This is a genomic window from Ruegeria atlantica (assembly GCF_947495585.1).
Lineage (GTDB): Bacteria > Pseudomonadota > Alphaproteobacteria > Rhodobacterales > Rhodobacteraceae > Ruegeria > Ruegeria atlantica_G.
Genome location: NZ_CANLZK010000018.1, coordinates 25,692 through 46,869, shown reverse-complemented (window position 1 = coordinate 46,869; position 21,178 = coordinate 25,692). Strand labels below are relative to the sequence as shown.

The 21,178-nt window shown below is 58.0% G+C and carries 25 protein-coding genes; 2 read left to right on the top strand and 23 right to left on the bottom strand.

Going from position 1 to position 21,178, the window contains the following annotated elements; translation table 11 throughout:
- Window positions 1-3: 3 nt before the first annotated feature.
- The gene (locus QMP16_RS21295; RefSeq protein WP_058279674.1) at window positions 4-471 is read right to left on the bottom strand and encodes an EF-hand domain-containing protein; all 468 of its coding nucleotides are present in this window, start codon (window positions 469-471) and stop codon (window positions 4-6) included.
- A 190-nt stretch (window positions 472-661) separates the two neighbouring features.
- Between QMP16_RS21295 and QMP16_RS21290 the strand changes: the two genes are divergently transcribed.
- Together QMP16_RS21290 and QMP16_RS21285 are read left to right on the top strand one after the other, a co-directional pair.
- A complete protein-coding gene (locus tag QMP16_RS21290) occupies window positions 662-1,060 on the top strand; it encodes a DUF983 domain-containing protein (RefSeq protein WP_282154020.1) in 399 nt (132 codons plus the stop codon).
- Window positions 1,061-1,085: 25 nt separating this feature from the next.
- Entirely contained in the window at window positions 1,086-1,787 is a 702-nt protein-coding gene (locus QMP16_RS21285; protein WP_282154019.1) for an NUDIX hydrolase, read from the top strand.
- 22 nt (window positions 1,788-1,809) lie between these two features.
- On the opposite strand, the gene QMP16_RS21280 is transcribed toward QMP16_RS21285, so the two are convergent.
- The 22 genes from QMP16_RS21280 to QMP16_RS21175 all read right to left on the bottom strand — a co-directional run bounded on the left by QMP16_RS21280 (window position 1,810) and on the right by QMP16_RS21175 (window position 21,178).
- Complete coding sequence (locus QMP16_RS21280; RefSeq protein ID WP_282154018.1) at window positions 1,810-3,477, bottom strand: ribonuclease J; 1,668 nt, start codon at window positions 3,475-3,477, stop codon at window positions 1,810-1,812.
- Window positions 3,474-4,253 carry a type III pantothenate kinase gene (locus tag QMP16_RS21275; protein ID WP_058274409.1) on the bottom strand — a complete coding sequence of 260 codons (780 nt, stop codon included), beginning with the start codon at window positions 4,251-4,253 and terminating at the stop codon, window positions 3,474-3,476. The genes QMP16_RS21280 and QMP16_RS21275 overlap by 4 nt, the downstream gene beginning before the upstream one ends.
- Window positions 4,254-4,264: 11 nt before the next feature.
- Complete coding sequence (locus tag QMP16_RS21270) at window positions 4,265-5,014, bottom strand: biotin--[acetyl-CoA-carboxylase] ligase (RefSeq protein WP_282154017.1); 750 nt, start codon at window positions 5,012-5,014, stop codon at window positions 4,265-4,267.
- A 54-nt stretch (window positions 5,015-5,068) separates the two neighbouring features.
- On the bottom strand, window positions 5,069-6,511 hold the full coding sequence (gene nuoN / locus QMP16_RS21265; RefSeq protein ID WP_282154016.1) for an NADH-quinone oxidoreductase subunit NuoN: 1,443 nt from the start codon (window positions 6,509-6,511) through the stop codon (window positions 5,069-5,071).
- Window positions 6,512-6,526: 15 nt separating this feature from the next.
- Window positions 6,527-8,071 (bottom strand): NADH-quinone oxidoreductase subunit M, encoded by a 1,545-nt coding sequence (locus QMP16_RS21260; protein ID WP_282154015.1) that lies wholly within the window; start codon window positions 8,069-8,071, stop codon window positions 6,527-6,529.
- On the bottom strand, window positions 8,071-10,224 hold the full coding sequence (nuoL, locus tag QMP16_RS21255) for an NADH-quinone oxidoreductase subunit L (RefSeq protein ID WP_282154014.1): 2,154 nt from the start codon (window positions 10,222-10,224) through the stop codon (window positions 8,071-8,073). The genes QMP16_RS21260 and nuoL overlap by 1 nt, the downstream gene beginning before the upstream one ends.
- A gap of 6 nt (window positions 10,225-10,230) precedes the next feature.
- Window positions 10,231-10,536: an NADH-quinone oxidoreductase subunit NuoK gene (gene nuoK, locus QMP16_RS21250; protein WP_005984024.1), complete on the bottom strand. Its 306-nt coding sequence runs from the start codon at window positions 10,534-10,536 to the stop codon at window positions 10,231-10,233.
- Between the two features lie 4 nt (window positions 10,537-10,540).
- A complete protein-coding gene (locus QMP16_RS21245; protein WP_282154013.1) occupies window positions 10,541-11,143 on the bottom strand; it encodes an NADH-quinone oxidoreductase subunit J in 603 nt (200 codons plus the stop codon).
- Window positions 11,140-11,550, bottom strand: a complete 411-nt coding sequence (locus tag QMP16_RS21240; RefSeq protein WP_058274403.1) for a carboxymuconolactone decarboxylase family protein — start codon at window positions 11,548-11,550, stop codon at window positions 11,140-11,142. Before QMP16_RS21240 ends, QMP16_RS21245 begins: the two co-directional genes overlap by 4 nt.
- Window positions 11,547-12,041 carry an NADH-quinone oxidoreductase subunit NuoI gene (nuoI, locus tag QMP16_RS21235; protein ID WP_282154012.1) on the bottom strand — a complete coding sequence of 165 codons (495 nt, stop codon included), beginning with the start codon at window positions 12,039-12,041 and terminating at the stop codon, window positions 11,547-11,549. The genes QMP16_RS21240 and nuoI overlap by 4 nt, the downstream gene beginning before the upstream one ends.
- Window positions 12,042-12,043: 2 nt before the next feature.
- On the bottom strand, window positions 12,044-13,081 hold the full coding sequence (gene nuoH / locus QMP16_RS21230; protein ID WP_282154011.1) for an NADH-quinone oxidoreductase subunit NuoH: 1,038 nt from the start codon (window positions 13,079-13,081) through the stop codon (window positions 12,044-12,046).
- Entirely contained in the window at window positions 13,074-13,217 is a 144-nt protein-coding gene (locus QMP16_RS21225) for a hypothetical protein (RefSeq protein ID WP_282154010.1), read from the bottom strand. Before QMP16_RS21225 ends, nuoH begins: the two co-directional genes overlap by 8 nt.
- Before the next feature lie 68 nt (window positions 13,218-13,285).
- Window positions 13,286-15,307 carry an NADH-quinone oxidoreductase subunit NuoG gene (gene nuoG / locus QMP16_RS21220; RefSeq protein ID WP_282154009.1) on the bottom strand — a complete coding sequence of 674 codons (2,022 nt, stop codon included), beginning with the start codon at window positions 15,305-15,307 and terminating at the stop codon, window positions 13,286-13,288.
- A gap of 3 nt (window positions 15,308-15,310) precedes the next feature.
- The gene (locus tag QMP16_RS21215) at window positions 15,311-15,817 is read right to left on the bottom strand and encodes a DUF5333 domain-containing protein (protein WP_348774624.1); all 507 of its coding nucleotides are present in this window, start codon (window positions 15,815-15,817) and stop codon (window positions 15,311-15,313) included.
- On the bottom strand, window positions 15,814-16,158 hold the full coding sequence (locus QMP16_RS21210) for a hypothetical protein (RefSeq protein WP_282154035.1): 345 nt from the start codon (window positions 16,156-16,158) through the stop codon (window positions 15,814-15,816). The genes QMP16_RS21215 and QMP16_RS21210 overlap by 4 nt, the downstream gene beginning before the upstream one ends.
- A gap of 44 nt (window positions 16,159-16,202) precedes the next feature.
- Window positions 16,203-16,619: an MAPEG family protein gene (locus QMP16_RS21205; protein ID WP_109310434.1), complete on the bottom strand. Its 417-nt coding sequence runs from the start codon at window positions 16,617-16,619 to the stop codon at window positions 16,203-16,205.
- Between the two features lie 58 nt (window positions 16,620-16,677).
- Complete coding sequence (nuoF, locus tag QMP16_RS21200) at window positions 16,678-17,976, bottom strand: NADH-quinone oxidoreductase subunit NuoF (RefSeq protein WP_058274474.1); 1,299 nt, start codon at window positions 17,974-17,976, stop codon at window positions 16,678-16,680.
- A gap of 12 nt (window positions 17,977-17,988) precedes the next feature.
- Window positions 17,989-18,210 carry a DUF5337 domain-containing protein gene (locus tag QMP16_RS21195; protein ID WP_058274396.1) on the bottom strand — a complete coding sequence of 74 codons (222 nt, stop codon included), beginning with the start codon at window positions 18,208-18,210 and terminating at the stop codon, window positions 17,989-17,991.
- A 34-nt stretch (window positions 18,211-18,244) separates the two neighbouring features.
- A complete protein-coding gene (gene nuoE / locus QMP16_RS21190; RefSeq protein WP_282154008.1) occupies window positions 18,245-19,351 on the bottom strand; it encodes an NADH-quinone oxidoreductase subunit NuoE in 1,107 nt (368 codons plus the stop codon).
- Window positions 19,351-19,827 carry a hypothetical protein gene (locus QMP16_RS21185; protein ID WP_282154007.1) on the bottom strand — a complete coding sequence of 159 codons (477 nt, stop codon included), beginning with the start codon at window positions 19,825-19,827 and terminating at the stop codon, window positions 19,351-19,353. Before QMP16_RS21185 ends, nuoE begins: the two co-directional genes overlap by 1 nt.
- The gene (locus QMP16_RS21180) at window positions 19,824-21,047 is read right to left on the bottom strand and encodes an NADH-quinone oxidoreductase subunit D (RefSeq protein ID WP_282154006.1); all 1,224 of its coding nucleotides are present in this window, start codon (window positions 21,045-21,047) and stop codon (window positions 19,824-19,826) included. Before QMP16_RS21180 ends, QMP16_RS21185 begins: the two co-directional genes overlap by 4 nt.
- Window positions 21,047-21,178 (bottom strand): hypothetical protein, encoded by a 132-nt coding sequence (locus tag QMP16_RS21175; RefSeq protein ID WP_282154005.1) that lies wholly within the window; start codon window positions 21,176-21,178, stop codon window positions 21,047-21,049. The genes QMP16_RS21180 and QMP16_RS21175 overlap by 1 nt, the downstream gene beginning before the upstream one ends.

The window sequence follows — 21,178 nt, the reverse complement described above, 5'->3', positions numbered from 1 at the left end:
GCATCAGCTGTCGTCAGAGTCCGCTTTCCCATGTTTCTTGTGGCGCTTTCCCATTCTGTCTTTTGCATCGGCAAATTCCTCTTCCGAGATAGCGCCGTCCTCGTTCGCGTCGATCCGGTCAAACATCTTGTCAGCACGGCGCGGCTTGGGCAACTCGTCCTCGCTCAGAAAACCGTCCTTGTTGGCATCGTTGCGTTCAAACATCTTCGTAACACGGTCGTTGGCCTTCTTTTGACCTGCTGCCTGCATCTCTTCGACGCTCAGCTGGCCGTCGCCATCGGTGTCGGCATTGGTGAAACGCTGATTCCGATGAGCCTGCATTTCTTCCTTGGTCACCTGCCCGTCACCGTTCGCATCGAGCTGTTGAAAGGTCACAGGTTCGCGATCTTTACCCCCTGCGGCGAAAACGGATGTGCCAGTGATTGCCAGTGCTGACACAATGATTGCCGGAATGAATTTGGCGCTTTTCATAACGTTTTTCCCTTGTTTTCGCGGCGCCATTGCCGCTGCTTACATAGGTTCAAACGGGGCAGGCATCCCATTCCGTCGCAGGAAGTGAAACTTTTTTAAAAACGTTATAGCGATGCAAAGCGACGCACCCCCTTTCCCGAAGCTGCAAACAAGCGTTATATCCTCACCATTGGAACGCGCGAGTATCAACATGACAGATCAGACGATCGAAACCCACGATGTAGAAGACCGCCCGACAAAGCCAGCACTGGTCAAAGGGTTCCGTTGCCGTTGCCCAAATTGCGGCGAAGGCAAACTGCTGCACAGCTACCTCAAGGTTAACAACGAATGTTCGAATTGCGGGCAAGAGCTGTTTCACCATCGCGCCGATGACGGGCCGGCCTATCTGACTATTCTTCTGGTGGGTCACCTGCTGGCACCGGCGCTGCACTTATCTTATGTCCATTGGCGCCCAGAGCCCCTGACGATGTTCCTGGTTTTGGCATTTGGCTGTACCGCCCTGTCACTATTCCTGCTGCCACGATTGAAAGGGGCAGTTGTCGCCTATCAATGGGCTCGTCGCATGCACGGCTTTGGCCAGTCCACGTGATCTTGGACCACAAGTTGAGCAACGGATGACGGTGGACAAAACAGCCATACGCGACGCGGCGACAGTCATCGTTTTGCGGGATCGTCTGACCAATCCATCCATCCTGATGGGGCAACGCGGTGCAAAAGCCGCGTTCATGCCCAACAAATTTGTCTTTCCAGGCGGCGCTGTCGATGCGTTTGATGCAGATGTTGCACTGTCAACAGATCTGCCCGCTGTGTGCTGTGATCGCCTTGCGGAGCGGTCACAAGCCGGGCTGCAAAATGCCTTGGCGGCAGCGGCGATCCGAGAGCTTTGGGAAGAAACCGGACTGATTTTGGGCCAACCAGGTGATTGGGCGGGCCCGCGGACCGAAGATTGGGCGACATTTGCGCAGATGGGATACCGCCCATCGGCACAAGCACTTCAGTTCGTTTTTCGTGCCGTCACCCCGCCTGGGCGACCCCGCCGGTTCGATGCACGCTTTTTCCTGGTAGACGCCGCCGCAATACAGGGCGATCTGGATGATTTCAGCCACGCCTCGGACGAGCTGTCACATCTGCAATGGGTGCCGCTGGACCGGGCGCGCGAATTCGACCTGCCGTTCATTACAGAAGTCGTGCTGGCCGAAATCGCCGCTCGGGTGACAGACCCAACGCCACCTGAAACTGTTCCGTTCTTTCTGAACAGTGAGGAGGAAAGCCTTTTCCTCAAACTTCGCGGTTATCCCATGCCAGAAGCAGACTAAGGGCCGGTGGCCCTCAGACACGTTATTTCATGCGGCTGATTACCGTGGTGACTTCGGGCTTTTTCCCAATCTCGGTCTTTGTTGTTTGGCGAACGATCCGGCGTATTGCCTCTTCCAGTTTGTCATCGTCGCGCAGGGTTTTGGCATCGGCCCGCATCAGGAACTGATTCAGGTCTTCTTCCAGAACTTCAACCAATGCAGCGCGGGACGATCCAATCTCGGACAGACCCATCGTATCGCACCACGGCTCGCCCAGTGGTTCGTCCTCTTCGTCCAGAATGACCGTGACAGTGACGTGCCCGTTCAGCGCCATGCGAATCCGGTCACGCACCACCCCATCCAGGGCGCCAACTTTGACCGTGCCGTCCAGGTAGGTCCGACCGGTTTCGACATAATCGACAACCCGTGGCGCATTCCCTGTCAGATCCAGCATGGTTCCGTTGACGGCCAGAATACCGGTACGCCCACCAGCTTCGGCCAGTTTGGCATGCTCGCGCAGGTGACGATGTTCACCGTGCATCGGAATGATCATCTGCGGATCGACAAGCCCGTGTACTTTCTCAAGATCCGGACGGTTGGCGTGACCAGACACATGGTACAGGCCCGCACTGTCATCGACCACATCCACGCCCTTTTCACTGAGCTGGTTCATGATGAAAATCACGCCACGCTCGTTGCCTGGGATGGTTTTGGACGAGAAGAGAAACAGATCGCCCTCTTTCAGTTCCAACCCGCGGTATTTGCCCCGCGCAAGTTGTGCGCTGGCCGCGCGGCGTTCTCCCTGGCTGCCGGTGACGATCAGCATCAGGTTCTGGCGCGGCATGTCCACAGCCTCTTCGGCGCTGACGACGCGTGGAAAGCTGGTCAGAATGCCCGTTTCGGTTGCGGCTTCGATCATCCGGCGCATCGCGCGACCCAGCAGAACGACCGAGCGCCCCGCCCGTTCACCCGCCTCGGCCAGTGTTTTCACACGCGCGACGTTCGACGCAAATGTTGTGGCAACAACCATACCGCTGGCTTCCTCAACCAGCCTGGTGATCTCGGGGCCGACCTCGGATTCCGAACGACCCGCATGGGGGGAAAACACGTTCGTACTGTCACACACCAGCGCTTTGACGCCAGACTTGGCAACCTCAGCCCAGAGATTGGGGTCAAAAGGTTCACCCACGATCGGATTTTCATCCAGCTTGAAGTCGCCGGTATGTACGATCCGCCCCTCTGGCGTGTCGATCACCAGGGCAGCGCTTTCGGGGATCGAATGCGAGACCGGCAGGAAACCCACCTTGAACGGACCAACGGAAATCTGTTCGGGCCAGGCCGATGCAGTATGCACGGCATCCTCGGGGTGTCCGTGCTCTTCCATCTTGCGGCGCGCGATGTTGGCAGTGAAGGCCCGTGCGTAGACAGGCGCACCCAGCGCCTCATAGCAATGCGCCACAGCGCCCACGTGGTCCTCGTGTGCGTGGGTAACGAACACGGCTTCCAGCCGGTCGGCACGTTCGCGCAGCCACGAAATGTCCGCGTGGATCAGGTCAACGCCCGGGGTGGTGTCCATGTCCGGAAATGTCACGCCCAGATCCACAAGGATCAGCCGTTCCTGACCGGGTTTGCCATAGCCGTAGACATAGGCGTTCATGCCAATTTCGCCGGCACCACCCAGCGGTAGGTAGATCAATCTTTCGCTGCTCATGTCGAGCCATTGTCCTTGTTATAGCGATGTATCACGGTAAGTCCGTGCATCGTCAGATCATCTTCGATTGCGTCAAACCCCACGTCCGCCTGATCGAACAGCGGCGCGAGCCCACCGGTTCCAACGACTTTCATCGGCATTCCATATTCCGCCTTGATCCGGGAAATCAGCCCCTCGATCAATCCGGAATAGCCCCAATACACGCCGGATTGGATACATCCAACCGTATTCGTGCCAATCACATTTTCAGGGCGGGTGATATCGATATGCGGCAGGGCAGCTGCGCCCTGATGCAACGCCTCAAGACTGAGATTCACGCCAGGCGCAATGATCCCGCCGACATAGGCCCCATCCGCCGCAACCACATCAAAGTTCGTCGCCGTGCCAAAATCCACGACAACCACATTGCCGCCATGCCGGTCAAACGCAGCCACCGCGTTGGCCAGTCGATCCGGGCCGGGCACTGTACCCTCGTCAACACGCGGATTCATCGGCAGCAGGCAATCGGGCTTGCCCACGACCAGCGGCCGACACCCAAAGAACCGATCCGCAAAGACCCGCAGGTTGAACACAACCCGAGGTACGGTCGAGGCGATGATCACATCAGTGATTTCAGCCTCGATCCCATAATGTTTCACCAGCGTCGAATACCACGTGAAATACGCATCCGCCGTGCGCGCATGGTGGGTCGAGGTGCGCAAGGTGCACAGAAACCTTTCACCGTCCCAGATCGAGAACACAGTGTTCGTGTTACCGCAGTCGATAGCCAGAAGCATCTGAGCCTCCTTCAGAAAAACACATCCGCCGCCGGAATACTGACGCGGCCTTTGGCGGTGTTTAGGACAAGGTTGCCCCCTGCGTCCACCGTTTCAAAGGTTCCAACCGTTTCCGACGCTGCGGTACGGGCGGTGATGACCTCACCCAACTTGGCAGCCCGGGCCAACCACGCGGTGCGGATCGGTTCGAACCCGTAAGTCACGAATTGGCTCTCGTATCCGGCATAGGCGTCGGCAAGTTCTGTCAGGAAATCCTCGGGCGTTACGTTAGCTCCGGCTTCGGATAACAGGGAAACCGGTCGAACGGCACCGGGTTCTACCTGATCTGCTCCGGGTGCCTCTGACAGGTTCACGCCGATGCCGATGGACAAGTGCGAGACGCCGCGCCCCTGCCCTGTGCTTTCCAACAAGATACCCGCGAGTTTGCCGCCGTTCAGCAATACGTCGTTGGGCCATTTTAGGGACAAGCCCGTCGCCCGACCTGTCACTGCAACGCAGGCGTCAAACAGCGCCAGCGCAGCCACAAAGCTGCGTAGTGCGCCCTGTTCCGGATTTCCCTGTGGCCGCATCAAAAGGGTCGCGGCCAGATTTCCCTTGGGATTGGCCCATGCCCGACCCCGTCGCCCACGCGCCGCCGTTTGGTGATGCGCCATGATCCACACCGGACCAGTCGTGGTCGGGGCCATGCGGGCGGCCTCGTTCAATGTGCTGTCGACCTCTTGCAGAACGTGCAGGCCGTATCCCTGTGGCCAGTCTGTCATGTCAAAAAGGCCCGGTCCGCTGACCGTGCCCCCAAGTTTGATGTGTTACGCTGATCAATTGACAAGAGTAGCCGCCGCAGCTGCTGCTGCGCCTTCAATACCGAACTGATAGAACACGCCCACCAGCATCAACGCGGCAGAGCCCATCAAAGCAACCCACAGAACTGGCGAAGAATGTGTTTCGATCGGGTCCTCGTTTTCAGCTCCGAAATACATGTAGAACACGATCCGCAGATAATAAAACGCGCCGATGACAGAGGCGATGGCTGAGGCGATCACCAGCCCGGTCAGGCCCGCGCTTACACCGGCTTGCCAGACACCGAACTTGGCGAAAAAGCCCAGCATCGGCGGCACGCCCGCCAGGCTGAACATCAGGACCAGAACCGCTAGCGCCTTGCCCGGTTCGCGTTTGGAATATTGGCGCAGGGCGTCGATGTCCGTGACCGGTTTACCGTCCCGCTCCATCATCAGAATGAAAGCGAAAGTGCCGATATTCATCGTCACATAGATGGCCAGATACATCAGCATAGCCTTGATGCCCAACTCGGTCCCTGCAGCCAGTCCGATCAGCGCATAGCCCATATGGGCAATAGACGAGAACGCCATCAGCCGCTTGATATCGCGCTGACCAATCGCTGCGACCGCACCTAGCAGCATCGACAGAACAGAAAGCAGGACAATCACCTGTTGCCAGTCCTTGATCACGCCTCCAAAAGCGTCATGCATTACGCGTGCGAACAGGGCCATCGCCGCCACTTTCGGAGCTGTGGCAAAGAAGGCCGTGATTGGCGTGGGCGAGCCTTCGTATACATCCGGTGTCCACATGTGGAACGGCACAGCGGACACTTTGAACGCCAGACCCGAGATCAGGAACACCAGACCAAACAGAAGGCCAACCGAAATCTCACCATCCTGAACCGTCTGGATGATACCCGAGAACAGCGTGGTGCCTGTGAACCCATAAACCAGCGAGGCACCGTACAGCAGCAGGCCCGAGCTGAGCGCACCAAGCACGAAGTACTTCAATCCGGCCTCGGTCGATTTGGCACTATCCCGGCGCAGCGCGGCCACGACGTACAGCGACAGTGACTGCAGCTCCAGCCCCATGTACAGCGACATCAGATCGCCAGCACTGACCATCATCATCATGCCGACAGCGGCCAGCGCGACCAGCAACGGAAATTCGAACCGCAGCAGATCGCGACGCGCCATGTATTCCTGGCTCATCACCAGAATGGCAGCCGCAGATAGCAGGATCGCCACCTTCGAGAACCTTGCGAACCCGTCATCGACAAACATGCCATTGAACGCGACATTGGTACCATCGCCGTTGGTCGCGATCCAAATCGCCAGCAACGCCATCAACCCAGCGGTTGTCCAGACCAGCAAAGGTGCCAGCCCGTCTTTCGTCGTGTAGACAGCCGCCAACAGCGCCGCCATCGCATATACGGCCAGAACAATCTCTGGCAGGATTATCGTCAGATCAGCCTGGATCATTTCTCCAAAGCCCCCTTAATGCGATGCGGCTGACTGGGTCGCGGCCTCAGCCGCGGCCAGAGCCATGTCATAGTTCGAAATCAGCGCTGCGGTCGAGTTGCCAATTACATCGGTCACCAGCGACGGGTAGACGCCCAGCAGGATGGTCATCACGATCAGCGGCGCAAAGATCAGCCGCTCGCGCGAGCTCATATCCGTCATCGCCTTGAGGCTTTCCTTGATCAAATCGCCAAAGACCACCCGACGATACAGCCATAGCGCATAAGCAGCCGAGAAGATCACGCCAGAAGCCGCCACAGCCGTCACCCAGGTATTCACCTGGAAAGTGCCCATTAGCGTCAGGAATTCTCCGATAAACCCACTGGTGCCCGGCAGGCCTACATTGGCCATGGTGAACAACATGAAGACCAATGCATAGGCTGGCATGCGAATGACCAAACCACCGTAAGCCTCGATGTCGCGAGTATGCATCCGGTCATAGATCACGCCAACACACAGGAAGAGCGCAGCCGAGATGAACCCGTGGCTAAGCATCTGGAAGATCGCGCCGTCAATGCCCTGCTGGTTCGCAGCAAAGATGCCCATGGTCACAAAGCCCATATGCGCGACCGAGGAATACGCGATAAGCTTTTTCATATCTTCTTGCACCAGCGCCACCAGCGAGGTGTAGACAACCGCAATCGCTGACATCCACAACACCAGATCAGTCATCACTGCCGAGCCCACCGGGAACATCGGCAAGCTGAACCGCAAGAAGCCGTAGCCGCCCATCTTCAACAGGATCGCAGCAAGAACGACCGATCCAGCAGTCGGCGCCTGAACGTGCGCATCCGGCAGCCAGGTGTGTACCGGCCACATTGGCATCTTCACCGCGAAGGATGCAAAGAACGCCAGGAACATCAGCGTCTGCATACCGCCGACAACGTAGATGCCAAGCACGCTGAACCCTTCGGACGAGAAGTGGTGGCTCATCAGTGCTTGGATATCCGTAGTGCCCGCGTCCGCATACATCGCGACCATCGCCACCAGCATCAGCACTGATCCAAGGAAGGTGTAGAGGAAAAACTTGAAGCTGGCATAAACCCGGTTCGCACCGCCCCAGATGCCGATGATCAGGAACATCGGGATCAGCCCTGCCTCAAAAAACAGGTAGAACAGCACCAGATCCAGCGCCATGAACACGCCCAGCATCAGCGTTTCCAACAACAGGAAGGCGATCATGTATTCTTTGACGCGGTCCGTGACGTGCCAGCTGGCCAGAATGGTCAGGGGCATGATGAAGGTGGTCAACAAGACAAACAGAACGCTGATACCGTCCACGCCCATCTTGTATTTCAGACCCAGCAGCCATTCGCCTTCTTCCACCATCTGGAAGCCGGTGTTGGACGGATCAAAACCAGTGTAAATGCCGATCGAGACCAGGAACGTCACCGTGGTTGCCACCAGTGCGACCCATTTGGCATTGCGCTGAGCCGCCACGTCCTCGCCATGCAGGAACAGGGCCAGAATGCCTGCTGCCACAGCGGGGATGAAGGTGACGATTGAGAGGATATTATCCATTAGTGTGCGCCTCCGCCGATCGATATCCAGGTGACAAGGGCAGCGATACCCAGAACCATCCAGAAGGCGTAAGTAAAGATGTAGCCCGTCTGCGCCTTGCCAGCGAGGCGGGTAAAGAAGGGTACAACACCCATGGCCACCCCGTTGAGGAAACCGTCAATGGTGTTGCCGTCACCCCGTTTCCACAGGAACCGGCCGAGCGCGATGGTGGGTTTGACGAAGACCGCGTCATAGATCTCGTCAAAGTACCACTTGTTCAGCAGAAACAGGTACAGAGGACGCTGGTTCTGCGCCAAACGCGCCGGCAGCGACGTGTTCACGATGTAGAACCAGAAGGCCACGATAAAGCCCAAAGCCATCGCGACAAAAGGCGAAACCTTGACCCACTTGGGGGCAGCATGCGCATCGTCCAGAACATGGTTGTCCGGCGCGATGTAAATCGCGCCCTCGCCCGGCTCACCCGCGAAGACGTAATGGTGGTCGTCGCCGTGCGCCGCTTTTTCTTCGTGTCCGGCTTCATCACCATGGCCTTCATCCGCGTGCGCCTCATCCGCATGCGTATCGTCTCCATGGGTCGTATCGGCTGTACCGTGATCACTGGCCTCTGCATGCTCGGACGCCTCAGCCACCGGTATACCGTAGAACTTGCCGACCTTGTCTGTGTGACCAAAGAAGCTGCCATACCAGATCATCCCGGCAAACACCGCGCCTAAGGACAGAACACCCAGCGGCACCAGCATGGTCATCGGACTTTCATGCGCGTGCTCATGCGTATGCTTGTCGCCACGCTCTTCGCCATAAAAGGTCAGGAAAATCAGACGCCAGCTGTAGAATGACGTGAACGCCGCCGCGATCACCAGCATCCAGAAGGCATATCCGGTGCCGCCGGCAAAAGCGCTTTCGATGATGGCATCCTTGGACAGGAACCCGGCGAACCCAATTTGGGTCAGCGGGATGCCGACGCCTGTAATCGCAAGGGTGCCGATCATCATCGCCCAGAATGTATAGGGGATTTTCTTCCGCAGGCCACCGTATTCGGTCATCTCCTGCTCGTGATGCATCGCGTGGATCACCGAACCTGCGCCAAGGAACAACAGCGCCTTGAAGAAGGCGTGGGTCAGCAAGTGGAACATCGCTGCCGAATACATGCCAACACCCGCGGCCACGAACATGTAGCCCAACTGAGAACAGGTCGAATAGGCAATGACGCGCTTGATGTCGGTCTGAACCAGGCCAACGGTTGCAGCAAAAAACGCGGTCGAGGCCCCAAGGAAGGTGATGAACCCGGTGGCACCCGGCGCAAATTCCATCAATGGCGACATCCGGCAGATCAGGAACACACCAGCGGTCACCATGGTTGCGGCGTGGATCAGCGCCGACACAGGCGTCGGACCTTCCATCGCGTCCGGCAACCAAGTGTGCAGGATCAACTGCGCTGATTTACCCATCGCGCCAATGAACAGCAGAACGCAGATAACCTCGATGGCAGTCCACTCACCCCACAGGAAGTGTAGCTTTTCTTCGGCCAGCGCAGGGGCCGAGGCAAAAATGTCCGAGAAATTGATGCTGTCCGTCAGGAAGAACAGCGCGAAGATGCCCAGAGCAAAGCCAAAGTCGCCAACCCGGTTTACGATGAATGCTTTCATCGCTGCCGCATTGGCCGTGGGCTTGCGATAATAGAACCCGATCAGCAGGTAAGAGGCTACACCCACACCTTCCCAACCAAAGAACATCTGAACCAGATTGTCCGCTGTCACCAGCATCAGCATGGCGAAGGTGAAGAACGACAGATAGGCAAAGAAACGCGGCTTATAGCTTTCGCCCTCGCGCCATTGCGGATCGTGATCCATGTAGCCGAAGGAATAGAGGTGTACGAGCGCCGAAACCGTCGTCACCACGATCAGCATGATCGCGGTCAGACGATCCAGCCGAACGGCCCAGCTTGTCGACAGCGAGCCACTCTCGATCCAGCGCATGATCTCGATCTGCTGGGTCACACCGTCGAACGAGAAGAACACGATCCATGACAGCAGACAGGCCAGAAACAGCAGGCCCGTCGCCGTCCACATGGCGGCTTTCTCGCCAATGAACTTCCAGCCGAACCCGCAGATCAGCGCGCCCACCAGCGGGGCAAAGAGGATGGTGGTTTCCATAATCTCTTACCCCTTCATCATATTGACGTCTTCAACCGCGATGGTGCCACGGTTGCGAAAGAAGCAGACCAGAATGGCCAGCCCGATCGCGGCCTCGGCCGCCGCCACGGTCAGCACGAACAGCGTAAACACCTGCCCGACCAGATCGCCGAGGAAGCTTGAAAACGCCACGAGGTTGATATTCACCGCCAGCAGCATCAGTTCGATGCTCATCAGCAGGATGATGACGTTCTTGCGGTTCAGGAAGAGACCGAAGATGCCGATGACGAACAGCGTCGCCGCGACTGTAAGATAGTGTTCAAGTCCGATCATCGTCTTAAAGCCCCTGCCCCGGTTTCACGTCCTTCAACTCCATCGCCTTGGCCGGGTCGCGCATCATCTGGCCGATGATGTCCTGACGCTTGATGTCCTTGCGGTGGCGCAGAGTCAGAACGATGGCGCCGATCATGGCCACCAGCAGGATCAGGCCCGCCAGTTGGAACAGAAGGAAGTATTGATCATAAAGGATAACACCTAGGGCCTCAGTGTTGTGCCGGTCCACCGGGATCGGCTGCTCCAGATTGGCTGCCGCACCCTGCGCGCTGTCCCAGGCCCCAAAGGCCATGACGAACTGCATCAGGATGACCAGACCAATAAGCAAGGCCAGCGGCATATAGCGCGCCATCTCAGCCTTGAGCTCGGCAAAGTCCACGTCCAACATCATCACCACGAAGAGGAACAGCACCGCGACCGCGCCGACATAGACGATGATCAGCAGCATCGCCACGAACTCGGCCCCCAGCAGCACGAACAGCCCCGCCGCGGACAGGAACGACAGGATCAGCCACAGCACCGAGTGCACCGGCTGGCGGCTGATCACTGTGAACAGCCCGCCGGTGATGGCACTGATGGCAAACAGGTAGAAGGCAAAGACGGTCATTGATCCGTATCCTCATTATCGCCCAGAACCTCTTGCGCCAGTTCCAGCGCGCGGGTCATGGCCGGGATGCCGGCAAAGACCGACATCTGACCGATCGCTTCCACGATCTCTTGTTTCCTGGCGCCCGCTTCCAGCGCGTGGCGCACGGTCTGACGCACGGCTGCATCGGCCTGCGCGCCCTGACAGGTCAGCCCGGCCAGCGTCAGCAGCAGCCGCGTCTTGGCGTCCAGCCCGTCCTTGTTGACGGTGTTGCCAAACATCATCTCCATGACCTCTTTGGGCATGGTCGGCCACAGCGCCTCGAACCCCTTGGGTGAGAAATTCTCCATCGCCGGGTTCATCGCCTTGGCCATGTCCTGCGCCTGTTTCATCATCAGGTCGAACGGATTTTGGGGCGTGTCAGTCATCGGTACGGCGCGTCCATTTCCAGATTGCGGGCGATCTCGGCTTCCCAGCGTTCGCCGTTATCCAGCAGTTTTTGCTTGTCGTAGAACAGCTCTTCGCGGGTTTCCGTGGCAAATTCGAAGTTCGGACCTTCGACGATGGCGTCCACCGGACAGGCCTCTTGGCAGAAGCCGCAATAGATGCATTTCGTCATGTCGATATCATAGCGCGTAGTGCGGCGGCTGCCGTCCTCGCGCGGTTCGGCGTCGATGGTGATGGCCTGCGCCGGGCAAATCGCTTCACACAGCTTGCAGGCGATGCAGCGCTCCTCACCGTTCGGGTAACGTCTCAGGGCATGCTCACCACGAAAGCGTGGGGAGAGAGGGCCTTTTTCGTGCGGGTAATTGATGGTGGCCTTTGGGGCGAAGAAGTACTTCAAACCCAGCTTCATGCCTACCCAGAAATCCTGCAGCAGAAAGTATTTGGCGGCGCGAGTGTAGTCGATTTGGGTCATGATCAGCCTCCTACGCTCCAACGGGCGAACGCGCCCCAGAACCAGTCGAATTTTGCCGCGAAGGCCACAAAGACCACCCAGGCCAGCGAGAAGGGCAGGAAGACTTTCCAGCCCAACCGCATCAGCTGGTCATAGCGGTAGCGGGGCGTGATAGCCTTGACCATCGCGAAGAGGAAGAAAAAGAACGCCATCTTGGCGACCATCCACAGCACTCCGTCCGGCAAGCCGGGGATCGGTGACAGCCAGCCGCCGAAGAACAGTAGCGTGGTCAGGGCGCACATCAGGAAGATGGCGATATACTCACCGGCCATGAACAACAGGAAAGGCGTGGCCGAGTATTCAACCTGATAGCCCGCAACCAGTTCCGATTCCGCCTCGGGCAAGTCGAACGGTGGACGGTTGGTTTCCGCTAGCGCCGAGATGAAGAACAAGAAAACCATCGGGAAATGCGGCAACCAGTACCAGCTGAAGAAACCGAACCGGCCATCCTGCGCCTCGACAATGTGGCCGAAGTTCATGGAACCGGTTGAGATGATAACCCCAATAATAATCAGGCCAATGGAGACTTCATAGGAAATCATCTGAGCCGCAGAGCGCAATGACCCAAGGAAAGGGTACTTTGAGTTAGAGGCCCAACCGCCCATAATCACGCCATAAACTTCCAGTGAGGACACGGCAAAGACATACAGGATTGCGACATTGATATCCGACAACACCCAGCCATCATTGAACGGGATCACGGCCCAGGCGATCATCGCCAATACGAATGAGGTCAGCGGAGCGAGGATGAACACAGTGCGGTCGGCCCCGGCGGGTATGACCACCTCTTTTACCACGTACTTCAGGGCGTCAGCCACCGATTGCAGCAGTCCATAGACGCCAACCACGTTGGGGCCGCGGCGCATTTGGACGGCGGCCCAGATCTTGCGGTCGCCGTAAACAAGGAACAACAGCGAAATCATCACGAAGGCAACAACTGCAAGCACTTGCGCCAGAATGATGATGGCTATTCCGCCTGGGGTGTTAAAGAATTCAGCCATTGGTCCTCACACCGTGGGTATTCAATTTTTCGCGGGTGATGATCAGGCCAAGTGCCTGCGCATCTTGCGGTTGGGTCGGCGCATAGGTGTAAACAGCATCCACAGCCATCGCGCTACCTTTTTCATTGCGTTTCATGCGCAATTCCCTGATGCCCGCACCGCAAGCGATGTTGACTTCTGAAAGCGATATGAAACGGGTCTGGTTCATTCTGCCGCAATCTTCCCGGTATTCCGAGACTGCGCCTGAGCAGAAAGCTCGGCCATCAACTGCGACGCCCGTGCAATCGGGTTGGTCAGATAGAAATCCTTGATCACATTGCGGAACGTTGCCTGACCCAAAGGGCCAGCATCCAAGGGCTGGACCTCATTCTCGATCACGTGGTCGATCTGGGCCAGATGCGGGACAGCTTCGATCAACGCTGTGCGCAGTTGCGCCAGCGAGTCGAAAGGCAACGTAGCGCCCAGCTCCGCCGACAGCGCCCGCAAGATGGCCCAATTCTCTTTCGCCTCACCCGGGGCGAACCCGGCACGCATCGCCAGTTGTGGTCGGCCTTCGGTATTCACGAACAGCCCGTTTTCCTCGGTATACGCGGCACCAGGAAGGATCACATCGGCACGGTGCGCGCCACGATCACCATGGCTGCCCTGATAGATCACAAAGGCCCCTTCGCCGATTTCAACCTCATCTGCGCCGAGATTGTAGATCACGTCAGCCGCACTTACGGCATCCATGCCATTTTCGTTGGTGGCATCCACATCCATCGCCCCCACGCGAGACGCAGCACTGTGCAGGATCAGCAAACCACTTTCAGTATTGGCTGCAATCGTTTGCGCGGCGGCCAGCACAGCTGCGCCGTCGGCCTCAAGCAGCGCACCCTGCCCGACGATGACCAGCGAGGCTTTGCCCTTGATCTCATCATCACCGCCCATATCGACAACCTTTTGCAACGCCGCGCGGTCGTCGCCCATATGGTGATACGCGTAGGTCAGATCGACTGCAGGCCCAACCAAGGCCACCTCGGTCCCATGTGCCCAGGCCTTGCGGATACGCGCGTTCAGAACCGGAGCTTCGTCACGCGGGTTCGTTCCGATCAGCAGAATTCGCTCGGCTGTGTCGATATCCTCGATCGCGGCCGTCCCGGCATAAGCACCGCGATTTCCCGCAGGCAGCTTGGCTCCATCGGTTCGGCATTCAACGACACCGCCCTGCTCTTCGATCAATTGCTTCAGCGCGAACGCGGCCTCGACCTGAGCGAGATCACCAACGATACCTGCAGGTTTTTCCGCCCCTTTCAGCGCTTCGGCAGCTTTGGTCAGCGCCTCGGGCCACGAGGCCGGGCGTAGCTTGCCGTTTTCGCGCACGTAGGGTTTGTCCAGACGCTGACGACGCAGGCCATCCCAGACGAACCGAGTCTTGTCGCTGATCCATTCTTCGTTCACGCCGTCATGGTTGCGCGGCAGAAAGCGCATGACTTCGCGCCCTTTGGTATCGACACGAACGTTCGAGCCCAGGGCGTCCATGACGTCGATGCTCTCAGTCTTGGTCAGCTCCCAAGGGCGCGCTGTGAAGGCATACGGCTTCGAAGTCAGCGCCCCAACCGGGCACAGGTCGATGATATTGCCCTGCAAGTTCGAATTCAGCGTCTCGTTCAGATAGGACGTGATCTCGGCATCTTCGCCACGCCCGGTCTGACCCATCTGTGTGATCCCGGCGACCTCGGTCGTGAACCGCACGCAGCGGGTGCAGCTGATGCAGCGGGTCATCGCGGTTCCGACCAGCGGCCCCAGATCCAGATCGTCCACGGCGCGCTTGGCTTCCTTGAAGCGCGAGCCCGACATGCCATAAGCCATCGCCTGATCCTGTAGGTCACACTCGCCACCCTGATCGCAGATCGGGCAGTCCAGCGGGTGGTTGATAAGCAGGAACTCCATCACGCCTTCGCGCGCTTTCTTGACCATGGGCGAGTTCGTCTTGACCTCTGGCGGCTGACCTTCCGGTCCCGGGCGCAGATCGCGTACCTGCATTGCACACGACGCCGCAGGTTTGGGCGGGCCGCCGACAACTTCGACCAGACACATCCGGCAATTCCCGGCGATCGACAGACGCTCGTGATAGCAAAAGCGCGGCACCTCGACCCCGGCCTGCTCACAGGCCTGGATCAGCGTCATCGCACCATCGACTTCGATTTCCTGCCCGTCGATATTCACTTTGCGGAGGTCAGACATGGTCTAGTTCGCCCTCAAATACACGCCAATGGCGCTGTTTCTTTCGATCTCTGCCTGCCCCAACGTGCAGAAAGATTTCGGATTGTCATAAGACACACCGTTCGCGGCCAGATATGTCTCGCCTTTGGCCCGCATCCGGTCCTTTTCGGCATCCGATTCCACGTAAGCGCGGATTTCGCCGTCCGAATACCCCAGACTGTTCGCTTTGGACTTGAGCCCCCACATCACGCCAATCGCCTTCAGCCTGCGCCCGCTGATTGACGGGCAGTAATCCGAAATCTCGTTTGCGATAGCGATGTAATAGAGTTCGTCGTCAATCTCTTTGACTTCGCGCAAGGGCGGCTTTGCCGCGACCGCAGTCGGAATAGCCAGAACAGACAACACAGTAAGCAGTTTGATACCAGACATCACAAATCCTTTCGTCTTGGACAGGCCAAAACGATCCGGGGCTGGCGCGCTATTCAATAACACGTCTTGCGTCACGCCCTGATATGCGAAAAACCGGTTCATGGTCGCTGGCAGGTTCCTGCAAAGGTCAATTTATTGTCGGTGATGCGCAAATTCTGCGGTTCGGTGTCGGGTCCGACTTTCCAGTTGATTTTAGAAGTCCCAAAGGAATCGATACAGAATTTGGTTCCTTCATGCCGTCCCGCTTCGCGCGCGCCATCCAAAGACGCGGACACGCCGTTCACCACAACTGTGAAATCCGTCGGAGCGTTCTTTTTATCGACGGCTTTCGCCTTGGCCCGGAAGGCCTTGCCATCAAAGAGGATTCGGTCACTGGACGACGTGCCGCAGGCCGAGACAAAAACCGCAGCACCCAAGGCGGCGGTAAATACCACACGTCCCATCCTGAATTTTGATCCAGTCAACGAATAAGTACCTTTCTTTTCCATTAGAACGCCGCCACCAATGCCATGAAGCCCATCACAACCATGCAGGCCCATCCGACAACGTAGGATACCGATCGAACGCCGCTGTGCGGTTGTCCAATACCACGCATGTGAATAACCAACATGACGATGCGCGCAATCAGAGCGACCGATGCCAAAAGGTTCACCCAAAACGGGCTAACCCCAAGCAACATGGCCGCGACCGTGACAGCGACATAGGCTGGCAACGTCTCGGTCCCGTTCAGATAAGCCCGGTTCAGGCGATACGCCTTGTCGGAATAGTCCTGTTCCGGCGTTGCCCCGGGGGCCAAGCCCTTGCCCTGTTTGGCCAGCGCGGAAAACGGCGCAAGCGCCAGAATGATCAACGTAAAGACTACGAGGGATGCGATTGCATGTGAATACTCAGCAAAAGATTCCATTAGTTCAACTCCCTGATCTCAACTTGGTTTGGGTTTGATCCGATATCCCGCAACTTGATCACTCCGCCGCCATCGCGCCCATACGGCCCGATTTCTGGGCCTTGATACGGTCTTCAATCTCTTCGCGGAAGTTGCGGATCAGGCCCTGGATCGGCCAGGCTGCAGCATCGCCCAAAGCACAGATCGTGTGGCCTTCGACCTGCTTGGTCACGTCAAACAACATGTCGATCTCTTCCAGTTCGGCCTCACCCCGCACCAGACGGTCCATAACGCGCATCATCCAGCCGGTGCCTTCGCGGCAAGGAGTGCACTGACCACAGCTTTCATGTTTGTAGAACTTCGACAAACGCCAGATCGCTTTGATGATGTCAGTAGACTTGTCCATCACTATTACAGCCGCCGTCCCCAGACCGGACCCCAGATCATTGCGCAAATGGTCGAAATCCATGATCGCGTCGCGCATGTCTTCACCGCGGACACAAGGAACTGATGAACCGCCAGGGATCACGGCCAGCAGGTTGTCCCATCCGCCGCGAATGCCGCCACAATGGGTTTCAATTAGCTGTTCGAACGGGATCGACATCGCCTCTTCAACCACGCAGGGGTTATTGACGTGGCCCGAGATGGCAAACAGTTTGGTGCCTGCATTGTTCTGGCGGCCAAATCCAGCAAACCAATCCGCACCACGGCGCAGAATGGTCGGCACAACGGCGATGGATTCCACGTTGTTCACCGTGGTCGGGCAGCCGTAAAGCCCCGCCCCAGCCGGGAACGGAGGTTTCATGCGCGGCATGCCCTTTTTGCCTTCAAGGCTTTCGATTAGCGCGGTCTCTTCGCCGCAGATATATGCGCCCGCCCCGTGATGCAGGAACAGGTCGAAATCCCAACCCGAACCGGCGGCGTTTTTGCCCAGCAATCCGGCATCATAGGCCTCATCAATCGCGGCTTGCAGCGCCTCGCGCTCGCGGATGTACTCACCACGCAGGTAGATATAGCAGGTATGCGCATTCATCGCGAAAGACGCGATCAGACAGCCTTCGATCAGCGTATGCGGATCGTGGCGCATAATCTCACGGTCTTTGCAGGTGCCGGGCTCGGATTCGTCCGCGTTCACCACCAGATAGGCCGGACGACCGTCGCTTTCCTTGGGCATGAACGACCATTTCAGACCGGTGGGAAAACCCGCGCCGCCGCGACCGCGCAGGCCCGAGTCCTTCATCGTCTGGATGATCCAGTCACGCCCGTTCCCAATCAGGCCAGCTGTGCCGTCCCAATGCCCGCGGGTCTGCGCGCCTTTCAGCGTACGCTCATGCATCCCGTAGATATTGGTAAAGATCCTGTCCTGATCCTTCAGCATCATGTCTTACCTTCAGCTGTCCTGACGCATGCGCCAGAGTTGAAAAATGTTCACGCCCGCATAGATGAAACCCGCCAAAGCGGCGAAATCAAACAGCAGCGCATAGCGCCCGGGCAATCCCAGTGCCGGGCCGATGAACAACGAAATGGCAAGCCACAAGAGCATGGTCACCGCAATGACCACCCCGATATGTCGGCCCTTGCGGGCCATGGCCTGTTCTTTTTCTTTGTCCATCTCACCTTGATGCCCCGAACGGACACCGTCCTATTCAGTCTTGGTAGGTGCCGTCTTCTTTGGCACGTTTTGCAAATTCGGTTTCTTCGCCTGTCGCCAGTAGGGCTGCTTGTTCGATCCAACCGTCCCGCTCGATCCGGCCCTTGAATTTCAGCCGCGCATCTACCCAGGCCACCTGTTCCGGCGTCCATGCTGCGATCTGGTCAAAGTGGAAAAAGCCAAGTTCGTTCAGCGTCTGTTCAAGCTTGGGCCCGACCCCTTTTAGCATCTTGAGGTCATCCGCTTTGCTATCCCGCGCGGCGGTCAGAGTTTCGGGCTGATCCTCTTTGATCAGCGCCTTCTTTGCCTCTTCCGCCTGCTTCACGGCGGGTTTGGCGGGTGCCGGCGCCTTTGGTGGCTTTGGAGCGGCCTTGGTCGCCGCAGCCTTGCCGTCTTTGCCCAGCCATGGCGTCAGGATCGGAACCTCGGTCCCGTCGATGCGCTTGACCGTATCACCAAGTTCTTCGGCCAGTTCAACACTGGCATTGTACTGCGGTTTTCCGGCATCGTAGTCCGTGAGGCTGGTCAGACCGCTCAGCGGTTCTGCCGCGTATCTGCCATTCTGCGGACCCGTTGTCGGCACCTTGCCGGCGGCCAGATCGTCAATGATTTTGCCAAAACTGTCAGCAGTCAGATCTTCGTAATAATCCTTGCCGATCTGCGCCATCGGCGCATTGGTGCAGGACCCGAGGCATTCCACCTCTTCCCAACTCAATTTGCCATCAACTGAAAGCTCATGCGGTTTGGCAGCGATCTTCTCCTTGCAAACCGCGATCAGGTCTTCGGCCCCACAGATCATGCAGGAGGTCGTTCCGCAGACCTGAATATGCGCGACAGTTCCAACCGGTTGCAGTTGGAACATGAAGTAGAACGACGCAACCTCGAGCACCCGGATATAGGCCATGCCCAGCATGTCGGCGACAGATTCAATCGCGGGACGGCTCAGCCAGCCTTCTTGTTCCTGCGCGCGCCACAACAGCGGGATAACCGCGCTGGCCTGACGGCCGTCAGGGTATTTGGTGATCTGTGCTGTGGCCCACTGCTGGTTGGCAGCAGTGAAGGCAAAGCTTTCAGGTTGTTCGGGGTGCAGACGGCGCAGCATTAGCAGGCATCTCCGATCACGATAACATAGGGGTCTTCCTGATGCGCACGACCTTGATCGACAAGGCGGGCAATCAGATCAGGCGTTTCGGCCTGTGTGAAACCGGCTGGGCTCAATTTGATCTGGGCCTCTTCTTCGACCATGCGACACCCGTTCAGACGCACAAAATCATAAAGCGCATCGGCACGGCCCGCCGTATCCTCTGGCGCAAGCCCATGCGCACCGCAGATCGCCGGAGCAATTTCGAATGTCGCACCGTCCAGCCCGGCCACCCCCTGTTCAGCCCAGGAGTTTATCACAGCGCTGACATCTTCGGGTCGCAAGTCATGGGCAGAAAAGGCTTCCTCGGCGCGCGATACATCCAGCCGGCAGCCGTTTTCGCGCATGACCTCTAGCACTTTTGCCGTCGGATGGGTCGAGGTTGCTTGTAGCGGTGTGGCGGCTGCAAGCGCCAGGATCAAAACAAGGCGTCTCACCGGTCAATCTCTCCGAACACGACATCCATCGTCCCGATGATCGCGGCGACGTCGGCCAACTGATGGCCCCCGGCAATGTGGTCCATGGCCTGCAAATGCAGGAAGCCCGGCGCGCGCAGCTTGGCGCGGTAGGGTTTGTTTGTGCCATCAGCAACCAGATAGACGCCGAACTCTCCCTTGGGAGCCTCGACAGCGGCATAGACCTCGCCGGCAGGCACATGGAAGCCTTCAGTGTACAACTTGAAGTGATGGATCAGACTTTCCATCGAAGTCTTCATGTCCGAGCGTTTCGGCGGAGTGATCTTGCCGCGTGCCAAAACGTCACCGGGGCAGTCACGGATTTTGACAATGGCTTGTTGGATGATCGACAGCGACTGGCGCATCTCTTCCATACGCACCAGATAGCGGTCATAGCAGTCGCCGTTTTTGCCGACGGGGATCTGAAACTCGAACTCGTCATAGCATTCATAGGGCTGCGCGCGTCGCAGATCCCATGCCAGCCCCGATCCGCGCACCATCACGCCCGAGAAACCGTATTTCTGGATGTCATCCTCAGTCACGACACCAATATCGGCGTTGCGCTGTTTGAAGATACGGTTTTCGGTCAGCAGACCGTCGATATCGTCCAGAACGGCAGGGAATTCGTGGCTCCATGCTTCGATATCGTCCAGCAGTTCGGGCGGCAGGTCCTGATGCACACCACCGGGCCGGAAATAGGCCGCGTGCAGGCGGGCACCGCAGGCACGCTCATAGAACACCATCAGCTTTTCGCGCTCTTCGAAGCCCCACAGAGGCGGGGTCAACGCGCCCACATCCATCGCTTGCGTGGTCACGTTCAGAAGGTGGTTCAGAATACGCCCGATCTCGGAATACAAAACCCGGATCAACGAGCCCCGGCGCGGCACCTCGACACCGGTCAGCTTTTCGATGGCCAGACACCAGGCGTGTTCCTGGTTCATCGGCGCCACATAATCCAGACGGTCGAAATACGGCAGGTTCTGCAGATACGTCCGGCTTTCCATCAGCTTTTCAGTGCCACGGTGCAGCAGGCCGATGTGCGGGTCACAGCGTTCGACGATCTCGCCGTCCAGCTCAAGCACAAGACGCAAAACTCCGTGCGCCGCAGGGTGTTGCGGGCCGAAGTTGATGTTGAAATTGCGGATCTTCTGTTCTCCACTCAGCGCGTCAGTGCTGCCGTCATCGTATCTTGAGCCGTCCATCAACGCCCCCGTTTCTTTTTAGCATCAGCCCGAACCCGGACCTTTTCCGTCTCGGCAGCCTTGGCTGCGGCCCCTGCCAGCAGGACCCCCAGCGCACCCAAAGCGATCAGTTCCCCCAGCAGCATCAGCAT